We start from the raw sequence: 238 nt of genomic DNA on the forward strand, positions 1-238 counted from the left end.
GAACGTTTGCCGACCATTTCGTTTTGCTCTTTTTCACCGGAGATCCCGCCCATTTCCTCGTACTGGTCGAAGTACGGTTCCAACTGGTCGAAGGTGATGCCCCAGTCCTGCAGCGTCATGCCCTGCGGAATTTCATTTTTGCCGTAGCGTTCGATCGTTTTGGTCCGGATTTCAGAATCGTAGGGCAGAAAACGGTAGTTCTGGCCGCTCCAGTGAACGCCGTCGCCGCCGGCACCGT

General features: G+C 55.5%; 1 pseudogene. It reads right to left on the minus strand.

From position 1 onward, the window contains the following. Positions 1–238, minus strand: a pseudogene (locus KVT34_RS31070) (GMC family oxidoreductase); the annotation flags it as partial.

Origin of the sequence: Paenibacillus sp. GbtcB18 (assembly GCF_019091125.1) — a bacterium.
In the GTDB taxonomy this organism is placed as follows: Bacteria; Bacillota; Bacilli; order Paenibacillales; family NBRC-103111; genus Paenibacillus_F; species Paenibacillus_F chitinolyticus.